The 21,314-nt window shown below is 61.1% G+C and carries 19 protein-coding genes and 1 pseudogene; 10 read left to right on the top strand and 10 right to left on the bottom strand.

Going from position 1 to position 21,314, the window contains the following annotated elements:
* Nucleotides 1–5 precede the first annotated feature (5 nt).
* The 7 genes and pseudogenes from ACIU1A_RS03915 to ACIU1A_RS03945 form a co-directional block, all read right to left on the bottom strand.
* On the bottom strand, nucleotides 6–641 hold the full coding sequence (locus ACIU1A_RS03915) for a ribbon-helix-helix domain-containing protein (RefSeq protein WP_140685175.1): 636 nt from the start codon (nucleotides 639–641) through the stop codon (nucleotides 6–8).
* A complete protein-coding gene (locus ACIU1A_RS03920) occupies nucleotides 631–1,920 on the bottom strand; it encodes an HlyD family type I secretion periplasmic adaptor subunit (RefSeq protein ID WP_140497322.1) in 1,290 nt (429 codons plus the stop codon). Before ACIU1A_RS03920 ends, ACIU1A_RS03915 begins: the two co-directional genes overlap by 11 nt.
* A 45-nt stretch (nucleotides 1,921–1,965) precedes the next feature.
* Nucleotides 1,966–4,098, bottom strand: a complete 2,133-nt coding sequence (locus ACIU1A_RS03925; protein WP_140525159.1) for a type I secretion system permease/ATPase — start codon at nucleotides 4,096–4,098, stop codon at nucleotides 1,966–1,968.
* A gap of 40 nt (nucleotides 4,099–4,138) precedes the next feature.
* Nucleotides 4,139–5,586: pseudogene (locus ACIU1A_RS03930) on the bottom strand (TolC family protein).
* Between the two features lie 388 nt (nucleotides 5,587–5,974).
* Entirely contained in the window at nucleotides 5,975–6,328 is a 354-nt protein-coding gene (locus tag ACIU1A_RS03935) for an MAPEG family protein (protein ID WP_404926660.1), read from the bottom strand.
* 136 nt (nucleotides 6,329–6,464) lie between these two features.
* Nucleotides 6,465–6,953 (bottom strand): SRPBCC family protein, encoded by a 489-nt coding sequence (locus ACIU1A_RS03940; RefSeq protein ID WP_140564441.1) that lies wholly within the window; start codon nucleotides 6,951–6,953, stop codon nucleotides 6,465–6,467.
* Nucleotides 6,950–7,267 carry an ArsR/SmtB family transcription factor gene (locus ACIU1A_RS03945; protein WP_404927849.1) on the bottom strand — a complete coding sequence of 106 codons (318 nt, stop codon included), beginning with the start codon at nucleotides 7,265–7,267 and terminating at the stop codon, nucleotides 6,950–6,952. The genes ACIU1A_RS03940 and ACIU1A_RS03945 overlap by 4 nt, the downstream gene beginning before the upstream one ends.
* Before the next feature lie 261 nt (nucleotides 7,268–7,528).
* Here ACIU1A_RS03945 and ACIU1A_RS03950 point away from each other — a divergent pair, with 261 nt between their 5' ends.
* The 3 genes from ACIU1A_RS03950 to ACIU1A_RS03960 are packed head-to-tail and all read left to right on the top strand — an operon-like array spanning nucleotide 7,529 to nucleotide 10,267.
* Complete coding sequence (locus ACIU1A_RS03950; RefSeq protein WP_140555725.1) at nucleotides 7,529–8,419, top strand: D-amino-acid transaminase; 891 nt, start codon at nucleotides 7,529–7,531, stop codon at nucleotides 8,417–8,419.
* 16 nt (nucleotides 8,420–8,435) lie between these two features.
* On the top strand, nucleotides 8,436–9,464 hold the full coding sequence (locus tag ACIU1A_RS03955) for a P1 family peptidase (RefSeq protein WP_404926661.1): 1,029 nt from the start codon (nucleotides 8,436–8,438) through the stop codon (nucleotides 9,462–9,464).
* A 2-nt stretch (nucleotides 9,465–9,466) separates the two neighbouring features.
* Nucleotides 9,467–10,267 carry a M55 family metallopeptidase gene (locus tag ACIU1A_RS03960; RefSeq protein WP_404926662.1) on the top strand — a complete coding sequence of 267 codons (801 nt, stop codon included), beginning with the start codon at nucleotides 9,467–9,469 and terminating at the stop codon, nucleotides 10,265–10,267.
* On the opposite strand, the gene ACIU1A_RS03965 is transcribed toward ACIU1A_RS03960, so the two are convergent.
* Both ACIU1A_RS03965 and ACIU1A_RS03970 read right to left on the bottom strand, forming a co-directional pair.
* Complete coding sequence (locus ACIU1A_RS03965) at nucleotides 10,254–11,234, bottom strand: LysR family transcriptional regulator (protein WP_140497338.1); 981 nt, start codon at nucleotides 11,232–11,234, stop codon at nucleotides 10,254–10,256. The two genes, ACIU1A_RS03960 and ACIU1A_RS03965, sit on opposite strands and share 14 nt — an antisense overlap.
* Before the next feature lie 72 nt (nucleotides 11,235–11,306).
* Nucleotides 11,307–11,744, bottom strand: coding sequence for a hypothetical protein (locus ACIU1A_RS03970; RefSeq protein WP_404926663.1), 438 nt, complete (start codon nucleotides 11,742–11,744; stop codon nucleotides 11,307–11,309).
* Here ACIU1A_RS03970 and ACIU1A_RS03975 point away from each other — a divergent pair.
* From ACIU1A_RS03975 to ACIU1A_RS04005, 7 genes are all read left to right on the top strand, one after another.
* Entirely contained in the window at nucleotides 11,715–13,154 is a 1,440-nt protein-coding gene (locus ACIU1A_RS03975; protein ID WP_404926664.1) for an amidohydrolase, read from the top strand. The genes ACIU1A_RS03970 and ACIU1A_RS03975 overlap by 30 nt on opposite strands.
* Nucleotides 13,155–13,221: 67 nt before the next feature.
* Nucleotides 13,222–14,814, top strand: coding sequence for an ABC transporter substrate-binding protein (locus ACIU1A_RS03980; protein ID WP_140515182.1), 1,593 nt, complete (start codon nucleotides 13,222–13,224; stop codon nucleotides 14,812–14,814).
* Nucleotides 14,815–14,925: 111 nt separating this feature from the next.
* Complete coding sequence (locus ACIU1A_RS03985; protein WP_140497345.1) at nucleotides 14,926–15,861, top strand: ABC transporter permease; 936 nt, start codon at nucleotides 14,926–14,928, stop codon at nucleotides 15,859–15,861.
* A gap of 3 nt (nucleotides 15,862–15,864) precedes the next feature.
* The gene (locus tag ACIU1A_RS03990; RefSeq protein ID WP_140497347.1) at nucleotides 15,865–16,686 is read left to right on the top strand and encodes an ABC transporter permease; all 822 of its coding nucleotides are present in this window, start codon (nucleotides 15,865–15,867) and stop codon (nucleotides 16,684–16,686) included.
* The gene (locus ACIU1A_RS03995) at nucleotides 16,683–17,600 is read left to right on the top strand and encodes an ABC transporter ATP-binding protein (protein WP_404926665.1); all 918 of its coding nucleotides are present in this window, start codon (nucleotides 16,683–16,685) and stop codon (nucleotides 17,598–17,600) included. The genes ACIU1A_RS03990 and ACIU1A_RS03995 overlap by 4 nt, the downstream gene beginning before the upstream one ends.
* Nucleotides 17,597–18,547, top strand: coding sequence for an ABC transporter ATP-binding protein (locus ACIU1A_RS04000; RefSeq protein WP_404926666.1), 951 nt, complete (start codon nucleotides 17,597–17,599; stop codon nucleotides 18,545–18,547). Before ACIU1A_RS03995 ends, ACIU1A_RS04000 begins: the two co-directional genes overlap by 4 nt.
* Nucleotides 18,548–18,556: 9 nt before the next feature.
* Entirely contained in the window at nucleotides 18,557–20,083 is a 1,527-nt protein-coding gene (locus ACIU1A_RS04005) for a M81 family metallopeptidase (RefSeq protein ID WP_404926667.1), read from the top strand.
* Between the two features lie 143 nt (nucleotides 20,084–20,226).
* Here ACIU1A_RS04005 and ACIU1A_RS04010 read toward each other — a convergent pair whose 3' ends face one another.
* Entirely contained in the window at nucleotides 20,227–21,138 is a 912-nt protein-coding gene (locus ACIU1A_RS04010; RefSeq protein WP_404926668.1) for an alpha/beta fold hydrolase, read from the bottom strand.
* Nucleotides 21,139–21,314 lie beyond the last annotated feature (176 nt).

The following is a 21,314-nucleotide window of genomic DNA, read 5'->3' on the forward strand; positions in this document are numbered from 1 at the left end:
TGCTGCTAGCCGCTGACGAATGCCATCAGCAGGTCCTGCCCGACCAGCGGTGCTCGCACGGCATTCAATTGGCCACGATATCGGCGTTCGCCGGCGCCGATGACGAACCCGCTGGCGACCGGAATCTCGCCATTGGCATCCAGCCGCGCGAAGATGTCCGCCACGTTGAGATCGAGCGCCAGCCTGAGATCCTGACGCCCGTCATCGCTCGGCGCCGTCGGCAATTGGCGCTTTACCAATTGTTGGAACGGAGCGTTGAAGGTCAGGATCTTTTTCGACGATGAAAGGGCGAAGGCGGGCGAGGGGCAGGCGACCAGTATCGCGGTGATCGTCCTGATCGACGCAAGCCTCTTCAACGTCAGGTTTTCTTCCGTCAAGTCACGAATGCAGGCAACCCTGATCGCCGACGTCAGATTGCCAGCGGGAGACTGGCTCTCGGCGATCTCATCGACAAGCATGCCGATCGTGCATTTGCGGCTTTCCGCCATCTGCCTGAGCGACGTCCAGAACGTCCGCTCCAGGCGGATGCCGCGGCGGATGCCGCGGCGCGCGACAACCCGGAACTCCATGCCGAGGTCTTCCGTGGCCATCGGCACGAGCAACCGCTCGAGAACAGCGGGAGGCGTGGCGCTATCGTTCACTCATCGCCTCCTCTCGTGCCTTGTTGATGGGTTTCAGCAGGTAGGTCAGGATCGTCTTGCGGCCGGTCTTGATGTCGACGGAGCAGATCATGCCCGGGATGATGGAATAGGTCTTGCCATCCCGCGTCAGCGTCGACCTGTCGGTCGCGACGCGCACCTGATAATAGGGCTCGCCTGTCTTCTGGTCGACGAGACTGTCGGCGGTGATGTTCGAGACCTTGCCTTCGATGCCGCCGAAGATCGAGAAATCATAGGCGGTGACCTTGATCAGCGCCTCCTGGTCCGGCCGGATGAAGGCAACGTCGCGGGGCGAAACCCGCGCTTCGACCAGCAAGGTCTCCGAAGTCGGAACGATGCCGGCGACCACCGCGCCGGGCTGCACGAAGGCGCCAACCGTATTGATGTCAAGCGTGTTGACGATACCGTCGACTGGAGAACGGATGTCGGTGCGGGCCACCTTGTCGGTCGCGCCGCGAATGGTTTCATCGACCACCGAGAGGTCAGCCAGCGCCTGCGTGAGGTCGCTCAGCGCCTCCTGTTGCAGCTGCAGGCCGAGCTCATCGACCTGAAGCTGGGCCTCGGTGATGGCCGATTTGGCTTTCTTGGTGGTTTCTCCAGCAAGCGTCAGCTGCCCGTTGAGCTCTGTCTGCTCGCGTTCGACCCGGAGTTGCTCGGTTCGCGCCATCAGGCCTTTCTTGACCATGGCTTCGACCAGCTTTGCCTCCTGGTCGCTGACGACCAGATTCTTCGTGAGGCGATCGGAATTGGCCGTCGCCTCGTCCAATTCCTTCTCGCGCTGATCGAGGCGCGACTTGAGAACCGACAGCTTGACTTCGAAGTTGTCGCGGCGGGCGACGAGCAGCTTCTGCTCGTTGTCGCAGATTTCCGGGGCGACTTTCTGGATTTCGGCCGGACATGGAAATTCGCCTTGCAGATCGCCGCTCTGCTCGAACTTCAGCCGTGCAATGCGGGTCTGTAATGCCCGTGCCTTGGCCTGTTGCTCGCCAAGGCTGGAGGTGTTGAACGTATTGTCGAGGCGGATGATGAGGTCGTTCTTCTTCACGACCTGCCCGATCTTGACGGCAATTTCCTGGACCACGCCCGGCTCGCTGGCCTGGATGATCTGCGTTTTGGAAGCAGGTATGACCTTGCCGTCGCCGCGTGCGATTTCATCCACCTCGGCAAAGGACGCCCAAGCGACGGAAGACACGAAGAGTGCACCTATGATGAATATGGACGCCGACGCAAAGAGCGGCGGCCGGTCTTCCCTTGCAAGCATTTCCCACGGCCCCAACGCGTTGAATACTTTGATGTTTTTCGTTCTTCAGGTGCTTTTTTTCTGCAGCGCCTGTATCACTTGGTCCTTTGGTCCATCGGCAACGATCCTGCCTTGCTCGATGACGATAAGCCGGTCGGCAAGTTCGAGCATGCTGAAGCGGTGCGTCGAGACGATCAGCGTCGTGTTTCGATCGAAAGCCACTTTGAGCTGCTTGATCAATTGCCGCTCGGAAGCCAGATCCATCGAGCCGGACGGCTCGTCCAGGAAGACGACTTTCGGTTTCGTCAGCAACAGCCGGGCGATCGCCATCGTCTGTCTCTGGCCGCCCGAGAGATTGGTGCCGCGCTCGCCGACATTCATGTCATAGCCACGCGGGTGGCGGGAGACGAAATCGTCGACGCCGGCGGCCTTGGCCGCTTCGACGATCTGCTCATCGGTCGCCTCCGGACAGGCCATCAAAAGATTTTCCTTGATGGTGCCTGAAAACAGATCGTTCGCCTGCGCGACGATGCCGACGGCGGCGCGAACCTCGGAGGGGTGGTATTGACGGATGTCGATGCCGTCCAGCAGCAGTTCGCCGGAACTCGGCAAGAAAAGCCTGCCGATCAGCCGCCCCATCGTCGTCTTTCCCGATCCTATGCGGCCGATGATGCCGATCCGCTCCCCCGGCTTCACGGAGAAATTCAGGCCGGTCAGGACTTCATTCTCGGAGCCGGGATAGGTAAAGCCGACGTTCCGGAACACCATGGCGCCGTTGCGGATGGGCCGGTTGACGAAGCCCACAGTGTCCGGACGATCCTCCGGCTGAGCCATGATCGAATTCACCATTCGCAAAGAGAGCATGGCCTGGCGCAATCTGGACAAGGTGATGGCGATTTGCCCGAGCGGGGCCACAGCCCGGCTGGCCAGCATGACGGTGCCGATGATGGCTCCGGTGGAGACATGTCCTTCGGAGAAGGCGTAGGCGCCGGCCACCACCAGCGCGACGGTGACCAGCTGCTGGATGGCCTGCGTTATATTGCCGGCGGCGGCCGAAAGCTGCTTGATCTTCTCGGAGGTGTTGGAGGCGTTTTTGGAATGCTCTCCCCATTTTCGCAACAGGTAGGCTTCGGCGCGCAGCGACTTGATCGTCTCCAGCGTGGAAATGGATTCGACCAGCAGCGCCTGGCGCTGCGAGGCCTCGTTCATGGAGGCCGCCACACGCTTGCCGATGCGCCGCTGCGTGACCAGTCCGACGATCACCGACGCGACGAAGGCCAGCGCGGGTATCATGACCAGCCAGCCGCCTATCGCATAGATGACGAGGAGAAAAACAAACACGAAAGCCGTGTCGATGAACACGCTGATGGTGTTGGACGTGAAGAATTCGCGCACGAATTCATATTGGGTCACGCGATTTGCGTATTCGCCCGTCGAGCCCGGCCGTGCCGCCAGAGACGAGTTCAGCACCTTCTCGAACAGCATATATGAAATGCGCAGATCCGCCTTGCGCCCGGCATAGTCGATGAGCGATGCTCGGGAGGTCTTTAGCAGCAGGTCGAACAGGATGACCGCGCCGATGCCGATGGCCAGCACCCAGAGGGTCGATATCGCTTTGTTCGGCAGGATCCTGTCGTACACGTTCATGGTGAAGATCGGCGAGGCGATGGCGAGCAGATTGATGAACACCGCCGACAGGACAACCTTCGAATAGGTGCGCCAGAACGGCCCCATCGTTCCCGTCAGCCAATGTCGCCGCTCGATTTTCGGCGCCGAGCCGACGCTCATGGCCTCCGTCGCGTTGGCGTAGGTGATCGAGAAGGACGCACCGCCGCTGATATAGCTGTTGGCCAGCTCCGACCGGCTGATCCTGGTGCGCCCGTCCTCCTGGGGAGCTGTAAAATATTCCCCGGCTTCACCATCGGCCAGCAGCGCAACAGGCAGCTGGCTGACGCGAAAGACGATCGCGGGGAGGTCGATGCGCCCCCGAACAAAGTCGCGCTGGCTGAATTCGGTGATTTCAAGGCCGACGCGCTCGGCAAGATGCCGGATTGCGTCGATGTCGATGCGCGTTTCCGCCAGCGGCACGCCGGCAAAGAGCACGGTTTCGGCGCTGGGGCGGCCGAGATATGCGGCGACGGCCGAAAAGCAGGCCTTGAAAGCCTCTTTCGGTGACAGAATGTTGGGTTGCTGGTTCACGATCCGCCCGCGGGGACTCTCGATCGATCCTTAGGCCCGCCTATTTTTTCCTGACCGGTGCCAGAATATCGAACGGCACGTCGTTTTTCTGTTCCGAGGGCGTGCGCGCATAGGTTTCGGTGTCGGCCGTTTCCGGCGCGGCGAACTCGGTCCGCGCGTATGCCGTAGCCTGTTTTGGCGGGTGGACGTCCATCGTTTTCAGCAACTGCCCGGTCGCCGCCAGAAGCCGATATTGCGCGAAAAGGGATGCGTAGGACGCGGTGTCGGCCAGTGTCGCGGTGTTGAATCGCGTGTTCTGCGCATCGAGCACGTCGAGCAACGAGCGCTGACCGACCTTGAACTGTTCGCGATAGGACGCGACCAGCTTTTCGTTGGAGACTGCTTGTAGCTTCAGGGTCTTGGCCAGATCGGCCTGCCGGAAGCGACGATCCCATGACGTGCGAACGGCTTCCTCGATCTCTCGGAGAACCTGGTGCATCGCGAGCCGCTGCTCGCTGGTGCGGCGGATCTGCTCCTGCTCATTGGCCTTGTCGATGCCGCCCCGATAGAGATTCCAGCGCAACACCAGACGTGCCTGCAGATCGGATGCGTCTCCATTGTCGCCGTCAATGTCGTAGCCCGCCCGGGCAGAGCCTTCGGCAATGATCGAAGGGCCGTATTTCGCCCGCGCCGCGTCCACCAGCGAGGCCGCCGCGGCAATATCGCTGTTGGCCATGTGGACGCGCGGGTTGCTCTCGCGCGCAAGGCCCAGCGCATCGTCCAGCGACCTTGGCAGCGTGCCGGACACGTCGGCCGGCCTCGCTGCATTGGTCAGCGGCTTGCCGACGGTCTTGAAAAACCGTATCCGCGCGGCCTCCAGTTCCTCCGACGCTTCCTGCATGCGGGCCTTGGCCGCGAACAGCCGCTCCTCGGCCTGTTGCCGGTCGGCTTCGTTCAACCCGCCGCCGGCAATGCCTTCCTGGATGTCGTGGAGGATTGCTTGATGGAAGCCCAGGTTTTTCTTTGCCTCGGCAACAATCGAAGCCTGGAGCATGTATTCGAGGTAGTCCTGGACAACAGAGAGACCGATGAATTCCGACCGTTCCAGCACCCGAAACGACGCGCCATCGACGCGGGAGGCCTGGCGGTTCAATTCTGCGCGCCTTGCGCCGCTGTCATAGAGCGTCTGCGAAACGGTCAGGTCGGTTTCTGCCGGATAAAGCGCGTCGTCCTCTATCGAGAGTGCGCGCCGTGACGAATTGTCGAGACGGCGAGCGCCAGCCGGCGCCTGCAGGTCGACGCTGGGCAAATAGAGGCCCTTTGCCTGACGCAATTCGAACTCGATCGCTTCGCGATTTTCTATGGCCTGGCCGATCTCCGGATTGGATTCGACCGCTACCGCCACCGCCTCCTTGAGCGTGAGGGCGTTCGCCCCCCGCAAGTCAGCATCGTAGCCGCCATCAAAAGACCAAGGCGCTTGCCTATGGCCGACATGCCAGTTCTGTTCATTTAGCCCACCCGTTTCCCCAACGCCTTCCTCAAGGCGCTTAAGCGGGCCAACCCCAAGCCCACCATTGCCGAATTACCCGATATATTCAGAAAATACGTGAGCGAATATTAATTTAGGCGACTCTAAATGGGTTTTCCCAGTCATGAGCAGCGACATGTAGCAAAAATAACACATAACAACGGGGCCGATGGGGGTGGGAGAATGCCGATCGGCTGCAACGAAAAATGCCTTGGTTGGAGCGGTGAGGGCACTTTTTGAAAAATCGCGCAGTGGTTCCCAACAGTTGGACACGCTTGCCCGGGCCGAGACGGTGGCGCTGTTGCCGAACGGGGATGCCGGACGCGGACTATAAAACGGATGTAGCCTCCGATAAGTGCCGATAACGCGTCAATGGAATGCTGCCCATCCAGTCACAAGGATAAGGGCAAGCGTAACCAGCGCTCCCGAAACGTACAGAACCGTCCTGACACTGCCTCCCTTTGCGGCGTTTCCGCCACGTAGGTAGATTCCCAGATGAATCAGGCGTATCGCCAGGTGCAGCCCCACAAGCGTCGCCAAAGTGGTCGGTCCAACACCAACCATCATCGCCAGCACCGCGGGCACGACAAAGGGCGCCAGCGCCTCAACCGAGTTCATGTGGACGCGGTCGATCCTGTAGAGCCTGTTGTGGTCGTCCGCCGGGACTACCGGTCCTGAAAGTACCCCTGCAAATCCCTTGGACGAACCGGAATAGACCGCCAACACCACCGACAGCTAACAAAGCGTAAGCACGCCGAGGATGCTTAACCAATAGACTTCCATGTTGTCTCTGCTCCTGGAATCTCAGTGGGCGATACGGTGCTTGCGAGTCATACCCCTATGAACTGCAACGCGGTTGTCAGGCTGCCCGATGGTTGAACAGGCCGTGGAACCGTTGCAGGTAGAGCGGCCAGCCCTGATCGCTATCAACTGCACCCCTCACGCCCTCCCAGCCTTGCCCATGGCGCTCGAAATGCCGGTGCTCGATCTCAACCCGGGTTCTGTTCTCGGTCTCGGCCGTGAATCGGACCTCCCATTCGCTCGTCTTGTTCGGGTCGGTCTCGATCTGCCACCGAGGGCTGATGTCCCAGCTCAGAACCAGCCGGCTGGGCGGATCGTAGGCCAACACACGAGCCCAGCGGCACTCGCTGCCATCCACACCTCGGTCGTAAACGTGCCCTCCGACCCGGGGTTCGAAGATCGTTTCTGCGATCGGAACGGCAAGAAGATTGTGCTCTCGAGGTTTGAATCTCCCGAAATCCTCGGTGAAAACCTTGAAGGCATGCACAATGGATGCCTCGACGACGACGAAATGCCTTACGGGCGCGAGTGCAGGATCCTTACTCATGCTTGATCCTTTTTTGGATACTCGACGGCTAATTTGTAGCCCGCCAGGGTCTTGCTCCAGAACTGGTCGATTTCCGCGCGCAGGCCTGCCAGCCCATCCTGATCGATACGGTATATGCGTTCCTTGCCCCAGCGCGTGTCGGCCACAAGCCCGGCAGCCTTGAGTATCTTCAAGTGCTGAGAGACAGCCGGCCGGGTTACAGGCAGGGCACGAGCAAGTCCGCTGACCGAGCAGGGCTGTTCGACCAGCAGTTCGAAGATCGTGCGCCTTGTCGAATCTCCGAGCGCTGTCCAGTAGTTCGCGTTAGTCACCACTAACGCGAACTTAAATCGATGGCCGCGATCTGTCAATATCGGGAGGTCAACGATGCGTCATCCAAGCCTCCGTCCGGCTCCGCGGATTAAAGGAAACCATTTCAGCGACCTGCGCTCGCTCGTGGCGTGGACCATGCGGCCGTCGCAGGGAGTGCCCGTTGCGCTTTGACGTGATCGGCATACCGAATTGCATTTTTTGAATTGGTCTTTGCCGACCTGCCTTGGCATTTATCGAGCAGTCAGTTGATGCTGGGATCGAGGATGGCCAAAGTGGCGCAAGTCTATTGCAATCGGCGTTACATGCCCGAAGACGAGGCGCGCATCGGTCTCTTCGATCGGGGATTCCTCTTTGCAGACGCGGTCTACGAGGTGACCGCCGTGATCGGCGGCAGGCTGATAGACAATGATTTCCATCTCAATCGTCTCCAGCGGTCGCTTGCCGAGATATGTATTCCCATGCCCGTGACGCTGCCTGAGATAGAAGCCATTCAATTGGAACTGATCTCGCTCAACGGATTGGATGAAGGAACGGTCTATCTCCAGATTTCGCGCGGCGAAGCCAAGCGCAATTTCCTGTTTCCCGATGATCTTGAGCCGACCATGGTCGCCTTCACAAGCGCCCGCAAACTCGTAGGAACCAAGGCTCAGGCCGAAGGCGTCGCCGTCGACCTGGCGCCTGATCCGCGCTGGGCACGGCGCGACATAAAGACCGTCATGCTGCTGGGGCAGGTTCTGGCAAAGCATGCTGCAAGCGAGAAAGGCTTCGATGATGTCTGGTTTGTCGAGGGTGGACAGGTGACCGAGGGCGCATCGGCGACGGCTTTCATCGTTACGCACGACGGCCGTGTCATTACTCGCGCCAATTCTCAAGCCATCCTGCCCGGCTGTACGCGGCGAGCAGTGGCGCGTCTATGTGAAGACCAGGGCATTTTGTTTGAAGAGCGTGCGTTCTCGCCAGAGGAGGCGTTTTCGGCGGCGGAAGCGTTCCTGACCTCCGCCTCGAGCCTGGTCACCCCCGTCATCCGTATTGCCGGCCACAGGATCGGAAACGGCCAACCTGGTCCATTGACACGCCGCCTGCAGGAAATTTACGTCCAGACAGCTTTTGCAGAGATGAACGGGCATGCGGCCGGAAGAGCGGCCCTTGCTTGATGAGTGGGATGTGAAAATGGGCGCGGCACGGCGTTTAGGCCTTGGCATGGGGCGGCTGCCGCCCGGCCCGAACAATGCGATCACGGACGTGCCGGGTGTCCTGGTCGGCCACAAGACGATCATCGCCGACGGGCTGGCGACAGGCGTCACCGCCGTCCTGCCCCATGGCGGCGACCTGTTCAGATCCAAGGTCAGGGCGGCGGTCGATATCATCAACGGTTTCGGCAAGTCGGTCGGGCTCATGCAATTGGCCGAACTGTGCACGATCGAAACGCCGATCCTTCTGACCAACACGTTCTCGGTCGCACCATGTGCGGAGGCGCTGATCAAGCGTGCCATTGCCGCCAACCCGGAGATCGGGCGCAAGACCAGCACGGTCAATCCCGTCGTTTGCGAATGCAACGACGGCGGCATCAATGATATTCAGGCAATGGCGGTCACCCGGCATGACGCCGAAGCGGCGCTGGATGCCGCGAGCGCCGGTCCGGTCGAACAGGGCAGCATCGGCGCCGGCACCGGAATGACGTCGTTTGGCTTCAAGGCGGGTATCGGCAGCGCATCCAGGTCTGTCGAGATCGGGTCTCGCGCCTTCACGCTTGGCGCTCTGGTGTTGTCCAACTTCGGTAGGGCAGGGGATCTTGTCCTCCCGGATGGCCGCAGAGCCGATCCCAAAGGGCTCGGCGAGCCTGAAAGCGGGTCGATCATCATCATTCTCGGCACGGATATTCCTCTTGACGACCGGCAATTGAACCGTGCCGCCAGCCGGGCCGGCGCCGGCATTGCCCGCCTCGGTTCGTATTGGGGACACGGCAGTGGCGATATCGCCATCGCCTTCACGACCGCCGATCCTCTGCCGCACGTCTCGCCTTCACCGTTCATTTCGATTTCGCGTGTCGATGACAGATACATCGACCTCGTTTTCGAAGCGGTTGTGGAAACCACGGTCGAGGCCGTTCTGAACGCCCTGTGCGCCGCGCAAGGCGTGGTTGGACGAAATAGACGCAGGATTCCGGCGTTGACCGACTGGCTGAAGGAGCCCCTTTGAGCATGAAGATTTTCATTTCGGCCGATATCGAAGGCACCGCGGGCATTCAATCCTGGGACGAGGCGGAAAGAACGCATGCCGACCACAGGGAATTCCGCGAACTGATGACCGGGGAGGTCCTGGCCGCCTGCGAAGGAGCGCGAGCCGCTGGCGCCACCGAAATCATGATCAAGGATGCGCATGACAGCGGGCGCAACCTCATTCTCGAACGCATGCCGCCTTTCGCGCGCATCGTGAGGGGCTGGTCGGGACATCCGGACGCAATGATGTTCGGGATCGATGAAAGCTTCGATGCCGCGCTTTATACCGGCTACCATTCCAAGGCCGGCGTCGAGGACAACCCGCTTGCACACACATCGACATTGCGAATATCGCAGCTGATCCTGAATGGCGAAACAGCGTCCGAATTCACATTGAATGCGTTGTGCGCCGCGCGCTATGGCGTGCGCTCGGTATTTCTTTCCGGCGACGAAGGCATTTGCGCCGACGCCAGAGCCCTCGTCCCGGGGATAGCCACTGTCGAAACCCTCAAAGGCATCGGCGCGGCCACCATCTCCCTGGCGCCTGCGGCGGCGCGCGGCGCAATATGCGAGGGCGTTGAAAGGGCGTTGCGCGACAGGGCGCGGCAAGCTTTGCCGTCAATGCCGGAAAGGGTCGAGATCATCATCGAATTCAGCAACCCCGTCGATGCCTATCGCGCCTCCTGGTATCCCGGAGTGCGCCGGAACGGGCCACGTGCCGTCGCCTTTGCATCGAACGACTATTTCGAGGTGCTGCGCGCCTTCCGCTTCATGAAGAGCTGAAGGTCGCCGTGCCCGCGGCTGGCGCGGCGGGCTTCAACGTTTGCGCCAGCGCCTTGGATGATTGCCAAAGAGCCTCTACCATGGTGCTTCGCGTCTTCTCCGAGCTGCGATACAATCGTATCTCGAGATCGAGCGTCCATGTGCTGTCATTCGAACAGATGACAAGGGCTCCATTGGAGATGTCGTTCTCGACGAGGCTTTCTGGCAGCCAGCAGATGCCCGCGCCGGTCAGCGCAAGTTCCTTGAGTCCGGCGCTTATTGTGCTTTCATGCACTGTCTGACGCCGGAACGGCGAGTGCTTCGAGAACAGTTTTCCGAGGGCGACACCAAAGAAAGAGCTGTAACCATAGCCCAGATAGGGCAAAGCTCGCTTTGCCGTTTCCGGACTGTCCAGAATGCCCGCCGCGGGCACGGTCGACTTGTCGAAGCGCAGTTCCGGCGCCGCGACCGGGATGAGCCGATCCGATCCGATAGCCAGATGAGAAAACTTGTCGCGATCCAGGTGAAACGGCACTTCACGATGCGCATAGGTCAGGAAGAAGTCGGTTTCGCCATCGGTCAGTGCAGCCAGGTTCGCCTCGATGCCACCCCTGTCAGCCATGAAGGATGTGCCGAAGGTGCGAGTGTTCCGCTGTACCTCCCGCAGCCAAACCGGAAAGAACGTGATGGTCAATGTGTGAAGGGCCGCAAAGCGTACAAGCCCCTGTTCCGCAGGCGGGCGCAGAGACTCGCGCACCGAATAGAACATCCTGATGGCGTCTTGCGCCATCGGAAGAAAATTGCGTCCGGCCGATGTCAGTTCGGCCGGCATGGTGGCACGACTGATGAGCGGTGCTCCGAGCCACGTCTCAAGCTGCTTGATGCGCCGACTGAAGGCCGACTGGGTGACATTGCGGATTTCGGCTGCCCGCGAAAAGCTCGAGGTTTCTGCAAGCGTCACGAAATCTTCGAGCCATTTGATTTCCACGCGGCCTCTCCTCCACTGCGTTCGAGCATTGATCCAGCCGCAATGGGAGCATATTTCATTATAATTGCAATGTTATGCAAATTTTGCATGCTTGATTGCGAAAACCGAATTGGCCTTGTGATCGCCGACGCCCCAACGTCTGCAAAACGAAAAAGCTGGCAACTGGAGCCGGTGGCAGGGGAACGTGACGTCGAGCGCGGGAGAAGAATCTGACCGCACACGAAACGGAATGCCACTCAAAGTCAAATCTATGTCGGCGACGTCCGTGAACGCCGGGGAGAAGAAAAAGGCAGCATGAATTCGCAGAACCAAGCCGATCTCGTTTTGCATGGCGGCAAGATTTGGACCGGTTACGGAAATCCGATCGCGGAGGCGATTGCGGTCTTGGGCAACCAGGTCGTGGCCAGTGGCTCCAACGCCGATATCAAGCCCCTGATCGGAAAGGGCACGAGGGTCGTGGATCTGGCCGGGCGCTTCGCAATGCCCGGTTTGAACGATGCGCACCTGCATCTGATCTCGACGGGGCTCCTGCGTGGCAAGGTCGATGCGACGCCCGATGCCGCGCCGACCCGCGGCGCGCTGATGGCTGCGCTGCAGGCACGGGCCGCCGAAACGCCCAAAGGCGCATGGGTGACCGCGCGGGGTTTTGACCAGACCCGATATCCCGACGCACTGATGCCGACCGTGAAGGAACTGGACGCCGCCCTGCCCGATCATCCCGTTTCGGTCACACGCGCCTGCGGCCATGTCACTGTCGTGAATTCGCTGGCGCTGGCGCTGGCGGGAATCGATATCGACACGCCCGATCCGGATGGTGGCGTCATCGGGCGCGAGGCCGGGCAACTGACCGGAATGCTGGCTGAGAACGCCCAGAACCTCGTCTACGACGTCCAGCCGACACCCTCTTTCGCCGAGATACTCGATGCTATCGAAGCGGGGGGCCGTGACCTCCTGCGGTTCGGCATAACGTCCTGCATGGACGCGGCCACTGGCCAGATCGACGGTATGACCGAGATCGAGGCTTATCATGAGGCCGAGCGCAGCGGCCGGCTGCCGGTACGGGTCTGGGCAACACTTCTGGGCGACCCCGGTTCGTCCATCGTCGAGCCTTGCCATGCCGCGGGTCTCGTTACCGGGGTTGGCAGCGACATGTTCCGCATAGGCGGCGTGAAGATATTCACGGACGGCTCGGCCGGCGGACGCACGGCCTGGATGCGCCAGCCATATATTGGCCAGCCCGACAATTTCGGTGTCAGGATGCTGCCGGACGCTCAGTTGTTCGAACTGGTCGACCGCTACACCGCAATGGGCTACACCATGGTCTGCCATGGCATTGGCGATGCCGCCATCGACCAGCTCGTGCGCGCTTATGAACGTGTGCGCGCCGCCAGGCCGGATCACAAGCACCGGCACCGGATCGAGCATTGCGGTTATGTCGATGATGCCATCAATCAGCGGATGTTGAAGGCAGGCATCCTGCCTGCGCCGCAGCAGGCCTTCATCTATGATTTCGGCGACGCCTACGTCTCTGTTCTCGGGCTGGAGCGCGGGTTGCGCTCCTATCCGATCGGAACCTGGGATCGCCTCGGCATGAAGCCGTCCACCGGCAGCGACTCGCCGGTCTGTTCGCCCAATCCCTTCCCGGACCTCTACGCCATGCTGACGCGCAAGACGCACAAGGGCACGGTAATGGACGCTTCCGAGATACTGACGCCCGAACAGGCGTTGCGCGCCTATACCGAACATGGTGCCTACTCCCAGGGCGCGGAAATGGTGAAGGGCCGGTTGGAGCCTGGAATGCTCGCGGACATCGCCGTGTTCTCGAACGACCTCCTGACGGCCACACCGGAGACAATCCTGCGTGAAACGCGCTGTGAGATGACAATTCTGGATGGGCGCATCGTCTATGAAGGAAGTTGAGGCGGGATGCCGGTTGGGCCCGTCTCTGACAGGAAATCAACAACGAACCACAGGGAGGAATTGAGGGATGTTGAACAGACTTGGCTTGATCGCGGCGCTTGCGCTTGGAACGGCGACCGCCGCGCTGGCGCAGGATGCCACACCGAAGGATGGGGGGAAATTGGTGTTCACCGCGCCCTATGGCAACTCCATCACATCGCTGGACATCACGGCGACACCGCATACGCAAGACGAGATCGTGGCCAAAGCGATCAACCGCTCCCTCTACAAATGGAACCCGGAAAGCGGCAAGCCTGAGCTCGACCTCGCCGAAACGGTAGAGAAGTCGGCGGATGGCAAGACCTATACCTACAAGCTCCGGGAAGCGACCTTTCACAATGGCGACAAGCTCGACGCCGATGACGTGATCTGGTCCTACAACCGTCTGGCCGATCCCAAGAAGGCCCTGCCGGGCGCCGAGCAGATGTTGCAGATCGCCGGCGTCGCCGAATTTCAGGCAGGCAAGGCCGATCATATTTCCGGGTTGAAGAAGATCGACGACAGGACCATCGAAATCACCTTCATCAACCTGGCCGATCCGGGCTGGAACCTGATGTCCAACTATGCGCCGATCTACTCCAAGGACTATCCGGAGGATCAGCTCGCCTCCAAGCCGAACGGCCTTGGCCCGTTCAAGCTCGCCAACTACGTCGCGGGCTCGAAGGTCGAACTGGAGAAGTTCGACGGCTACTATGAGAAGGGCAAGCCGCATCTCGACAAGCTCGACATCATGCTGATGGGCGAAGCTTCGGCTCGCGACGTTGCCTTCCGCAACGCGGAGATCGATACCAACGTTCTCGGCCCTGTGCAGTATGAGGCCTACAGCCAGGATCCGGCGCTGAAGGATCACATCCTTGAGGTGGCCGAAGTCTACACCCGCAATATCGGCTTCAATCCGAAGGTCGAGGCATTCAAGGACAAGCGCGTCCGGCAGGCGATCAATTATGCGATCAACAAGGACCTGATTGTCGAGAAACTCTTGAAGAACAAGGCTTATCCCGCGGTCTCCTGGCTGCCGATCTCATCGCCGGCCTTCGACAAGGACGCCAAGCCCTATGCCTATGATCCAGAAAAGGCCAAGGAACTGCTGAAGGAGGCAGGGTTCGAGACCGGTCTGAAGTTCTCGGTCACCGCGACCTCGAACGAAAGCTGGGGCCTGCCGATCGTCGAGGCGATCATCCCGATGCTGGCCAAGGTGGGCGTCACCGTGACGACCGACCCGGTGGAAAGCTCGGTCCTGTCCGACAAGATCCTGTCCGACAATTTTGATGCCTTTATCTGGTCGAACTCGTCGGGCCCGGATCCGCTGAAATATCTGAACTGCTTCTATTCGAAGACATCGCAAACCGCCTGCAACTACGTCAAGTTCAACAATGCCGACTTCGACAAGCTGATCGAGCAGGCAGGCAACGAAACCGATCCGGCCAAACAGAACGATCTTCTGAGGCAAGCCAACAACCTGCTGCAGGACGAGGCTCCGGTCTGGTTCTTCAATTACAACAAGGCCGTCATGGCCTACCAGCCATGGGTCCACGGGCTGAAGCCGAACGGCGCGGAACTGGCTATCCAGGATTACGAGGACATCTGGATCGACGACAGCGCACCCGCGTCACGCAAGTAGCGCGATGGCATGGCTGGCGGGCGGGACCGGTTTGTACGGCCCCGCCCACCGCATGGCGCCCACTCCTCGCCCGCCGCATGGCGCCCAGTTGTTGAAAGGCAGGATTCGCGGATGTCGCGCTTCATCTTTCGTCGCACGCTGCAGATGATCCCGACCCTGCTGGCGGTCGTGCTGATCATTTTCGTGATATTCAGCGTCGTCCCCGGCAGCTTCATATCGAGCCTGATGTCGGAGGGGCGCAACGCCACGAATGCCGATGTGATGGCGCATCTGAACGAGCAGTTCGGGCTGGACAAGCCTCTGCCGGTCCGCCTGTGGGACTATCTGTGGGGGCTGGCGCATTTCGACCTTGGAATTTCCTACCGCACCCGCGAACCGGTGTGGAACGTGATCGAGCCGCGGCTCTGGCCTTCGATCAAACTGGCGCTGGCGGCGATGGGCTTTGCCGCGGCAGTCGGTATTCCTCTGGGATTTCTGGCCGCGCTGAAGCCCGGCAGCGTGTTGGACACCGGCACGATGATGCTGGCGGTTTCCGGCCTGTCGGTTCCCGAATTCTGGCTAGGCTTGCTGCTAATGTACGTCTTTGCGCTGCAGCTCGGTCTGCTGCCGAGCTTCGGCTACCAGCCCGGCGGCATCCGCTACATCATATTGCCTGCCATCGCGCTCGGCGTATCGCCGATGGCGCTCTTGGCGCGAACCACCCGCGCTGGCGTTCTGGACGTGATGAACGCGGATTTCGTGCGAACGGCGCGAGCCAAAGGGTTGACCGAACCGCGTCTGGTGCGCAGTCACGTCACCCGCAACGTGCTGGTGTTGATCCTGACCACGCTTGGCCTTCAGATCGGTTCGCTCATGGGGCAGGCGATCGTGATCGAGAAACTGTTTTCCTGGCCAGGGATCGGGTCGCTTCTGGTCGACAGCGTGTCGGCACGCGACATTCCCGTGGTTCAGGGTACGGTCATCGTGATCGTGTTGTGGTTCCTTGTCATCAACATGCTGGTCGATATCGCCTATGCCATGATCGACCCGCGCATCAAGGTGGCCTGATCCATGCGGTTGCGTTTCAATTTCGCCCTTGGCCTGGCGCTGGCGTTGCTCGTGGTCGCCGCAGCCGTCAGCGCCGGCTGGATTGCCCCGTACAACCCGATATTCGACGCCGACCTGATGAATTCTGAAATGCCGCCGAGCTGGGACCATCTTTTGGGCACGGACGGGCAGGGTCGCGACGTCTTTTCCCGTATCCTCTACGGCGCCAGGGTGTCGCTGACCGTCGGCCTCGTTTCGCAGTTGATCAACTCGTGCATCGGTATGGCGCTTGGGGTTTCGGCCGGTTATTTCGGAGGCTGGTGGGACGACCTGGTGAACGGGCTGACCAACGTCATGCTGGCGATCCCATCCCTGGTCTTCGCGCTCGCCATCATGGCGGTGTTGGGACCCGGCTTGCCAAGTCTCCTGATCGCATTGGGCCTGACCAACTGGTCCTGGACCTGCCGCATCGCCCGCAGCTCCACCTTGTCGCTCAAGAATCAGGGCTTCGTGCAGGCCGCCAGGGCGGCCGGCTTCAGCGACGCCAACATCATGCGCACGCAGATACTGCCGAATATCGTCGGTCCGGTGCTGGTCATCGCGACACTTGGCATCGGCGGCGCGGTTCTGGCGGAAGCTGCACTGTCTTTCCTCGGCGTCGGCATCCGGCCACCGCAGCCGAGCTGGGGGAACATGCTGACCGATGCGCGCGAACTGATCCGCACCGCCCCCTGGGCCTCGCTGTTCCCCGGCCTCGCAATCTTCGCCACGGTCCTTGGCTTCAATCTGCTCGGTGACGGGCTGCGCGACATGCTGGATCCGCATATGAGGATCAGGCAGGCATGAGCGGCGTTCTTCCCGATCCTGTTCTGTCCATCCGCGACTTACGCATCGGCGTCGGCAAGCGGAACGAAATCCTTCACGGCGTGTCTTTCGATATCCTGCCTGGGGAAACTTACGGACTTGTCGGCGAATCCGGTTCGGGCAAAAGCATCACCGGCCTTTCGGTGATGGGGTTGCTTAAGCGCCCGCTGGAGGTGACCGGCGGCTCGATCTTCTTCCGGAGCCAGGACGTGTTGAAGCTTGGCAGCCGCGCCAGGCGCCGTCTACGCGGCGACCGTATGGCGATGGTGTTTCAAGAGCCCATGACGGCGCTCAATCCGCTGATGGCAATTGGCCGTCAGATCGCGGAAATGTTCGTCGTTCACAGGGGCTTCGGGTGGTCGGATGCGCGCAGGAAAGCCGTCGAGGCGCTGGAAAGCGTTCGTGTGCCGGCGCCCGAGGAACGCGCCCTGTCCTACCCCCATCAACTATCGGGAGGGATGCGCCAGCGCGTCATGGTCGCCATTGCACTGGCCTGCCGTCCCGACCTGCTGATTGCGGACGAGCCGACCACCGCACTTGATGTGACGGTCCAGGCAGGCGTCCTGGAATTGCTTGCTGAGCTTTGCACGGCTGAAGGAACGGCCGTGCTGCTGGTCAGTCACGATTTGGGCGTGATCGCCAATATGTGCCGGCGCGTCGGGGTCATGGACCGGGGGCGGCTCGTCGAGGAGCAGGACACCAAGGCTCTGTTCGAAAATCCGCTGCATCCCTATACCCGAGGCCTGCTCGCGGCACGCCCTCGCCTGGGGTCGCGAACGCTGGTTGGACGCGCACGCCTGACCGAACTGGACCAAGTCGTGGGCAGCGAGGAGCGTGGACGCGACGCACCGACGCTGACCACGCCGCGCGGCCTTGGTCTAGAGGCGACCGCATGAACCAGCCTCTTCTGGAAATCCGCGACCTCAACGTCCATTTCCCGCTGCCGCGTCGCTCACTGTTGGGGCCAAAGCGGACGCTTCGTGCCGTTCAGAGCGTGAACCTGACCCTGAACGAAGGAGAGTGCCTGTCCATCGTCGGTGAATCCGGCTGCGGAAAATCCACCACCGCGCTGACCGTGATGGGCCTGCAGGAGCCGACTTCGGGAAAGATACTGTTCCAGGGCAAGCCGTTGGCAGGCCCTGGCGCTCCCGCCCGCAAGGAGCGCGCGCGCATCGCTCAGATGGTGTTTCAGGACCCGTATGCGTCGCTGAATCCGCGCCAGACCATCGGTCGCATGCTGTCCTCGCAGCTTTCCCTGCATGGAATCGCCAGGGGAAGCGAGGCCAGCCACCGCGTCGCCGAGATGCTGACCCGCGTCGGCCTGACGCCCGATCACGCCGACCGTTATCCGCATGAATTCTCCGGCGGGCAGCGCCAGCGGATCGGCATCGCGCGGGCGTTGATGCTCGATCCAAAGATCCTGGTGCTGGACGAGCCGGTGTCGGCGTTGGACGTGTCCATCCAGGCGCAGATCATCAACCTGCTGATGGACCTGCAGGAAACGCTGGGCTTGAGCTACATCATGATCTCCCATGATCTGAGCGTGGTCGAGCATGTTAGCGACCGGGTTGCCGTGATGTATTTCGGCCGCGTGGTGGAAGAGGGTGACTGGCATTCGATTTTCAGCCGCCCGACGCATCCCTACACGCGTCGCCTGATCGGTTCGGTTCCCGATCCCGACGCGATCCTGACCGGGGCACGCGCCTTGCCGGATGCTGCCTTCGTCCCAGACGCCGCCCGCTTTTCGCCCGACATTTCGCGCCGTCCGGACCCCGACGAAGAACCCCAGTCAAGCGAGCTTGTCGAGATCGGCCGCGGTCATCGCGTGCGTCTCGCGCAATAGGAATTGCCCATGACCTTCAATGTCCTTACCTGCGAATTCATGCACGAGAGCAATACGTTCTCGCGCTTCCGTACCGACTTGCCGCAGTTTCAGGTGGACACGCTTCTCCTTGGCGACGACGCGATCCGCGCCCGGCGCAACGCCAACACCGAACTTGCCGGATTCATGGATGTGGCGGAACCGGCGGGCTGGAACGTGATCCACGCGATTTCGGCACATGCCGTGCCCGGGGGGCGGGTGACGAAAGCTGCCTATGATCACATCGCCGGTATTATCCTGGAGGCAGCGCGTTCGAACAAGAGCCGCCTCGACGGAGTGCTGCTTGGACTTCATGGCTCGATGGTGCCTGAGTTTTGCCCGGACGGGGAAGGGTATCTGCTAGGCCTTCTGCGGGCCGAACTTGGAGCGGACATTCCTGTCGCGGTAACGCTCGATCTTCATGCGATGGTGTCGGAAGACATGGTCCGGGACGCGCAGATCCTTGTCTCCTACAAGACCTATCCGCATGTGGACATGCGCGAAATCGGCGCGCATGCCGCCCGTATCCTGGATCGCGCAATGAAAGGTGAAATCGCGCCCCGGACCGTCAGGGCGCATGTGCCGATGCTGGACGAAGCGAATTCCGGCCGCACCGACCTTCCCGAGACGCTGGCCCTTTATGACCGCGCCCGCGAGGCCGAGGCCGAGGGCTTGCTCGCGGTTTCCGTCAATGCAGCCTTCACGGGCGCCGACGTGTCCTGCGTCGGTCCCACCGTGCTCGCAACCTATGACAGCCGTGATCCCGGCGCCAAGCCAGCCGCCATGCGTGTGACAGAGGAACTTGCGGACAGGATCTGGCAGGGCCGGACCAAGAAGCGCAATGTTTTCATCGAGGTCGATAAGGCTGCTGCCGAGGCGCATGCCTGGCGCGGCGACAAACCGCTTGTTATCGCCGATTACGCCGACAATCCCGGCGCCGGTTCCTACGGCGACTCGACCGCGCTGTTGAAGGGCCTGCTTGATGCGGGAGTAAAGGGTGCGGTACTCGCGCCGATGATCGATCCTCAAGCGGCAAATGAATTGCACCGTCACCGGCAAGGCGAGACTGTGACGGTGACGATTGGCGGCAGGGGCGACCCCAATTTCGGCGGTGGCCCGCTAACAGTGACGGGTGTGCTGACCAGGCTTTCGGAGGGCAGCTATGTCGGTGACGGACCGATTCAAGGCGGGCTCACCCATAGTTTCGGACCCACCGCCGTAATCGATGTCGACGGGATCGAAGTCCTGGTCGTTTCAGAAGCGCAGCAGATGGTCGACCTTCAGCAATTGCGGGCCTTCGGAATAGAACCGACGGCTCGCCGTGTGTTGGTCCTGAGGTCGATGCAGCATTTCCGGGCGGCATTCGAGCCGATAGCGGGCAAGGTCATCGTCTGCGATGCGGGCGCGCTGGCAACGCCGCGGGCAGAACGGCGTCCCTATATCCACGCGCCGCGCCCGCTCTGGCCGCTCGACAAGGATTTCGAGCGCTTCGTTCGTCCCTTGGTCGACACATTCTAAATTACCAAAGCGGGCCAGTGCAGACGGCCCCTTCCTGGATGCGAATGCTGACAGCGAGCGCACTCTTCGCAGGCCCTGCGTGGCGACGGCGGTGCGATCGATCATCGACCGTCAAGTCACAGACATCGCCGATACGCTTCAGCTCATCTATTCGCTCCGGCCTGCGGGCCTGCCCGGGCCGTTCTTCGAGGCTCGGAAAACGGCGGCGTCCGCGCTGCATCGTGACGCGCGCCGTCCCGGTGCCAGAAGTCGAGAACGGCTGCGGTGATAGCCTCTGGCGCGTCCTCCTGAACAAGATGCTTCGCATCCGGTACGACAATGAATGGAGCGTTTGGGATGCGCCGCGCGAGTTCTTCACCATCTTTCAACGGGATAAATTCATCCTCGGAGCCCCAAAGAATGCTCACGGGGCAGCGGATTTCACCGTAGCGGTCCTCGACCTCTTCGCTGTACTTGTCGTCCATCTGCGCCACCTGGCGCCAGAACGCCTTCTTGCCCTCCTCGCTAAGCCAAGGCTGGAGGTAAAGCCGCATCTCCTCTTCGCGCAATTTGTGCTTCGCTGCGGCACCGATATACGCGCGCAGGACGGCTTCATGGATATAGGCTGGTAGACCGGCAAAAACGTCTTGGTGCACCTTGGCCGCCTGCACCAGCGCGGACCCCTGCGGGCTGATTGCGACAGGATCGATCAGCATGAGGCTGCTGTAGTCGATGCCGTCCATGAGATGGGCGCGCAGCGCGGCAGACCCGCCAAAGTCATGCGCGACGACGTCCGGGCGCTCTATACCCCAGTGCTTTACCAGCGCCGCGAAAAGTCCATTCTGAAGACCGTGCAGAACGTCGGTATCCGGCTTGTCGGACTGCCCGAAACCTACCAAATCATAATAGAAAACCCGACGGTGCCGCGCGAGCCACGGTGCAATTCGCCGCCACACCAGCGAGGAAAATGGCGAGCCGTGCAAGAGGACCGCAGCCTGTCCCTTGCCGAGCGTGCCCCAGGCGATCGCATGACCGCAGTAGATAAAGCGTTCAGGGAGAGTCCAGTTCGCAGTCATCTCGTCCTCCGTATCCAGAGACTTGTCGAGGAATCCGACAGGAAGCGGGTCGGACCGAAACTCTCAGCCATGGTGCGATGGTGCGAATTCCGGCCCTGGACAATCTCTCGGCGACAGAAACCCAGGTGGTAGCGTCGTCAGGCCAGCCGTGCAGCAGCAAAGCCGCTGTGTCATGC

This window comes from Mesorhizobium maamorense, assembly GCF_044998965.1.
Lineage (GTDB): Bacteria > Pseudomonadota > Alphaproteobacteria > Rhizobiales > Rhizobiaceae > Mesorhizobium.